This is a genomic window from Candidatus Contendobacter odensis Run_B_J11, assembly GCF_000531125.1.
Classification (GTDB): Bacteria; Pseudomonadota; Gammaproteobacteria; order Competibacterales; family Competibacteraceae; genus Contendibacter; species Contendibacter odensensis.
This window is the reverse complement of the sequence record NZ_CBTK010000136.1, coordinates 1-4,749: the sequence shown is the minus strand read 5'-3', so window position 1 is coordinate 4,749 and position 4,749 is coordinate 1. Positions and strand designations below refer to the sequence as shown.

The 4,749-nt window shown below is 58.7% G+C and carries 6 protein-coding genes; 4 read left to right on the top strand and 2 right to left on the bottom strand.

From position 1 onward, the window contains the following. Positions 1-382: 382 nt before the first annotated feature. Entirely contained in the window at positions 383-757 is a 375-nt protein-coding gene (locus BN874_RS10385) for a cupin domain-containing protein (RefSeq protein WP_034432905.1), read from the bottom strand. A 107-nt stretch (positions 758-864) separates the two neighbouring features. Between BN874_RS10385 and BN874_RS10380 the strand changes: the two genes are divergently transcribed. Both BN874_RS10380 and BN874_RS10375 read left to right on the top strand, forming a co-directional pair. After that, complete coding sequence (locus BN874_RS10380; protein ID WP_034432903.1) at positions 865-1,815, top strand: NmrA/HSCARG family protein; 951 nt, start codon at positions 865-867, stop codon at positions 1,813-1,815. Positions 1,816-1,927: 112 nt separating this feature from the next. Next, positions 1,928-2,218, top strand: a complete 291-nt coding sequence (locus BN874_RS10375) for a hypothetical protein (RefSeq protein ID WP_034432901.1) — start codon at positions 1,928-1,930, stop codon at positions 2,216-2,218. Positions 2,219-2,226: 8 nt separating this feature from the next. On the opposite strand, the gene BN874_RS10370 is transcribed toward BN874_RS10375, so the two are convergent. Continuing rightward, positions 2,227-3,264, bottom strand: a complete 1,038-nt coding sequence (locus tag BN874_RS10370) for a hypothetical protein (protein WP_034432899.1) — start codon at positions 3,262-3,264, stop codon at positions 2,227-2,229. Between the two features lie 266 nt (positions 3,265-3,530). Here BN874_RS10370 and BN874_RS10365 point away from each other — a divergent pair, with 266 nt between their 5' ends. Continuing rightward, entirely contained in the window at positions 3,531-4,118 is a 588-nt protein-coding gene (locus tag BN874_RS10365; protein ID WP_034432897.1) for a LexA family protein, read from the top strand. Between the two features lie 5 nt (positions 4,119-4,123). Then, entirely contained in the window at positions 4,124-4,597 is a 474-nt protein-coding gene (locus tag BN874_RS10360; RefSeq protein WP_051497695.1) for a LexA family protein, read from the top strand. Positions 4,598-4,749 lie beyond the last annotated feature (152 nt).

The following is a 4,749-nucleotide window of genomic DNA, read 5'->3' as shown; positions in this document are numbered from 1 at the left end:
ATGACTGATGAACATCGAGACATCATTTTGTCTACCCAATAAGTGTGCCGAACACTATTGTAATCAGCCCATTGTAGATCAGCATTACCCATGCGGTGGCTCCTATTTTTCCTCCTGTAAATTTTCCTGTGATCGGAACTGTGGGGCAGGCAGGTAAAATGAACATCACCTATTGAGATCAATGGGTTGAATTCAGTCAACGCCCTAGCCTGACGCTACCAAGCCTCGCCATCACAGGAAAATTTACAGTACCGTTAATATCGGTTAACGGGGTTGGCTGGCCGTCGATCCGCATTGCGGCGGGTCTCAGTCGGGTTGATTGTCGCGGGCATCATCGGCCTCAAGCTGGCGCATGGTTCCGGTTGAAGGAAGGCCCCCGTCTTCAAGCCGGATCGAGGTCTTTATAGCCGTCCGGGGTGAAGCGCGGGGTATAGACTGCGAGAAAAATCAGGTCGGCGTGGCCGGTATGGGTGATCCGTTGCCGGGTTTCCGGGGGAATGATCACCACCGCGCCCGGCCCAACCTCCTCGGGCGGCAACTCACCCATCTCTACGCACCCCTGCCCCTCCAGAATCAGATACCGCTCGGTCACTCCCCGCAGGTGATGCCAGCAAGTGGTCACCCCGGGTTCCACGCGGGCGCGAGCGACCGACACCTCGGCATCATGGGGCGAGTTCCATCCCTCGGTGATGAAGCAACCTTCTGCAAAGAAATACTCCGCCGCTGTCCGGTGATGAATTCGGCTGGAACGGGTCATGACGGCTATCCTCAAAGATTAAGGGTTTCAGCACGGCCTGCACGCCGCGTTAAGGCGCTGGGCGGTCGGCTTCCCCGGTCGGTTTTTTCCACGTCAGGAGGTGAGTCATGTCGGATCAGAAGATCATTGCCGTAATCGGTGCCACCGGCGCGCAAGGCGGGGGGTTGGTGCGCGCCATTCTGAACGATCCCAGCGGCGGTTTTCGCGCCCGTGCGATCACCCGTGATCCCCGTTCGCCCGTAGCTCTGGCTCTCGCGCAACAAGGTGCCGAGGTGGTCGCTGCCGATATTGACGACGAAGCCAGCCTCACCCAGTCGCTCCAGGGCGCTTACGGCGCTTATTGTGTGACCTTCTTCTGGGCGCATTTCTCGCCCGAAAAAGAGCAGGCGGAAATTCGCAACATGGCGCGGGCGGCAAAGGCCGCCGGCGTTCAACACGTTATTTGGTCCACGCTTGAAGACACCCGTCAGTGGATTCCGCTCTCGGACCCCCGAATGCCGACGCTCATGGGCCAGTACAAGGTGCCGCACTTCGACGCCAAGGGGGAATCCAACGCCGTCTTTATCGAACTGGGCGTCCCGACGACCTTCCTGTACACCTCCTTCTATTGGGATAACTTGATTCACTTCGGCATGGGACCGAAGCGCGGCCCGGACGGTACGCTCACCTTCACGCTGCCGATGGGCGATAAGAAATTGCCCGGCATTGCTGCCGAAGACATCGGCCGCTGCACCTACGGTATTTTCAAACAGGGTTCTGCCTTCATCGGGCAATCCGTGGGTATCGCCGGGGAGCACCTCACCGGGGCGGAGATGGCGGCGGCATTGACCCAAGCCCTCGGTCAGCCGGTCCGCTACCAGACCCTCTCAGCGGATGCCTACCGCGCGCTGGGCTTTCCAGGCGCGGAGGATCTCGGCAATATGTTTCAGTTCAAACACGATTTTGAAACTCTTTACTGTAGCCGGCGCGACCTAGCGGTCTCCCGAACCTTAAACCCCGCTCTGCAAACCTTCGCCCAGTGGCTCGCGGACTCTAAGAAGCGCATCCCGCTGGAATAGCGCGACGAGGGATAATGCCTCGTCGGCGTCAGTCGGCGAGGTAAAACAGATGATGGGCGTTCCCCGTTTCGTCCATCTCCTTCCCCTCCCTCTGCCCCTCCGAATCCTTCCCATGACCCATTCTGCCTACCCCGCCCCACCGCGCCCAACCATCGACGACCTCGACCCGGAGAGCGCCACCACTGACCGGCTCATCGCCATGGTTCACAGTCACCGCACGGGCGAGGACTACCCCACACCCGAGCAACTGCTCGTCAATCTACCGGTCGTGCTGCGGGCGCTGTGCGATCATCCGCTATCGGGTGAAGCCACGGCGCTGGATGCCGCTTACCGGCTGGCGTCGATCATTGATGCCGTCGAGGGTTGCCAAGAACCGCCTGATCCCTCTCAACGAATGCACTGATGTCGCCATCACGGAACGGTCCCCATTCCCGCCGTCGCACGCTTGCCGGGTTGGTGCACGCAAGCGTCCTGTTGACCTCTACCGCAACGAGGGCAGTCGTAATACATGATGCTGACATTGGCATCCTTGAGTACTTGCTTCATTCGACTGGCGAACTGGTCGAAAGGAATCACGAATACCTGCTCACTGCAATTGGGATCGCGATACAGGAGCATTCCGGGCTTGGTCTTGTTGCCGATCCCCAATATGGCAATGGCATGAGTGTTGGCAAGGTCGTCACGGAACTGCGCCTGCATGACCCATGCTTTTTTACCCTCTTCGACTTGGAAAGTCGGTCGCTTATCACCCGATTTTAGAGGCACTAACGAGCCGGACTCGAATAAGCCGCCAACCCAGAGCGGGCCGTGCAGTTTCAGAAGATTCTCGAAGCGCTCGTCCGAGTCGAGAGCCTCGATCAAACAAAGCTTGGAAAGCTCTTTGAAATTCCATGGCTGAAGGATGGCCTGGCGGTTGAACCCGTTTTTCCGCCCCCATTCGAGCATCATTTTGTAGAGGGCTTCGTACTCGATTGACGTGGGCGGACCCGACGGGACGCGGGTCACTGTGCCTTGGCTTAAGGGATCCGATAGGTCTTGCGTCAGGTCAATGAAAATCGGTGGCGGCTGGATCAGCGGCTTGCTAGACGTGAGGCTATTCTGGTAGTTCGCAAAGCGCATAAGGCCGATGTAAAGCGTCATGCCGAAGGGGTCGGACTGGGTGTGTTCATTGATTTGCTTGTCCATTCCTTGCAGTCCACGAAAGTTCAAAGGGGGCTTGTCCCCATAGTCAGGCGCGCCTTCCATTTTTACCGGGTTCTTGAGATCCTCATCCATGAACGTGATGAACTTGCGGACGAGGGACAGTAGCCGAATGTTGGACGTGTGGTCAGTTTTGTCGTAGGCGTCGTGGAATTTGCGAATCATCTTCGCGGCATAGAACCAACAAGTCGGCCCTTTTTGGGCCTGCGTTTTGTTTCCGATCGGCGGAACGTTGAAGAAGAGGGACATCAATATTCTCCAGAAAGTGATCGTGCCGGTCAGGACAAGGGGCGATGGACTACACGCCATTTTGGGGGCCATCTCAGAAAACGGCAACTCAACTACCACCGGCTGAAAGCCGGTGGGTATCAAGATTCATTGATGCCGTCGAGGGTTGCCAGAACAAACCCAAACTGCCCCAACCCACCCACTGAGTTTATTCCGCATCCCCCTTGACGCCCGCAGGTCTGCGCTCTACGATTAACGTACATTTGTACGTTAATATCGGAGGTGCGATGCCCAGAACCTCAGATGACGCCTCGTATTTGGCCCGCTTGCAGGATTACTACGCTTGCTGGCGCAGCCTGCCCGCTTACGGTCCCTTGCGGAGCGTACTGGGCATGAACTCCCGCGATGGCGTCGCCCAAGTTCTCAAGCGATTGCAAGCGGCGGGCTTTCTGGACCGCACCCCGGCCGGGCGCTGGACGCCGACCACTCGTTTCTTCGAGCGCCCCTTGGCGGATGCGCCGGTTCCTGCCGGATTGCCGGTCGGTACTACGGACAGTGGCGAAGCACACTCCATTGATGCCTGGCTGGTGCGCCAGCCATCGCGCACGGTGATTATCCCGGTGACCGGTGATTCGATGATTGACGCGGGCATCCACGATGGCGACCGGGTGGTGGTGGAGCGCGATGCGCCCGCTCGACCCGGCGATGTGGTGGTCGCGGTGATTGACGGCGAGTTCACCCTGAAAACCTTGGCGGTAGAAGACGGCGAAGCCGTATTGCGACCGGCCAACCCCGCCTATCCCGTTTTACGCCCCGGCGACCGCTTACAGATTTTCGGGGTGGTGATCGGTTTGATTCGCAACTATCGGAGGTGATCCCTATGGCCGCCGTCGCAGAACGTTCACCCGCACGGGCGCATCGCCCGAGGGTTGATCCCGCTCCCTTCACGGATTGGCCGCTGCTGGCTCTGCCGATTCCATCGGGTTCGCCGGTTCCCGCTGATGACCGGATCGAACACCGACTCAGCCTGGACGATCATCTGGCGCGTATTCCCGAAGCCACCTTTTTGCTGCGCGTCACCGGCGATACTCTGGTCGAGGCTGGGATTCGGGATGGCGATTTATTGGTGATGGATCGAGCCATTCCTGCGACTGAGGGCAGCGTGGTGTTGGCGCTGATCGAGGGCGAGTTTCAGCTCGCCCAAGTGGGCGGCGATGCCGCAGGGCGGCGGGTGCTGCGCGCTACGGCCCCGAACGGTGGTGAACGACGGCTGGACGATGAGGAAGTCGTGACCATCGGCGTGGCGCGTTGGGCCATTCACCGGCTGTGGCCGGGACGCGCTGCGCCCCACTGATGGTTTCTGGTGCAACCCTGATAAAGAGGAGAGGACGATGAACGAAAGTCTGATGAAACACGGCGCATTTGGCTGGAATGAACTGATGACGCAGCAATTCCCGCTCTCCTTATTTAGACCCACTTTTTAATAGGTCGATTAATGATTTCAGA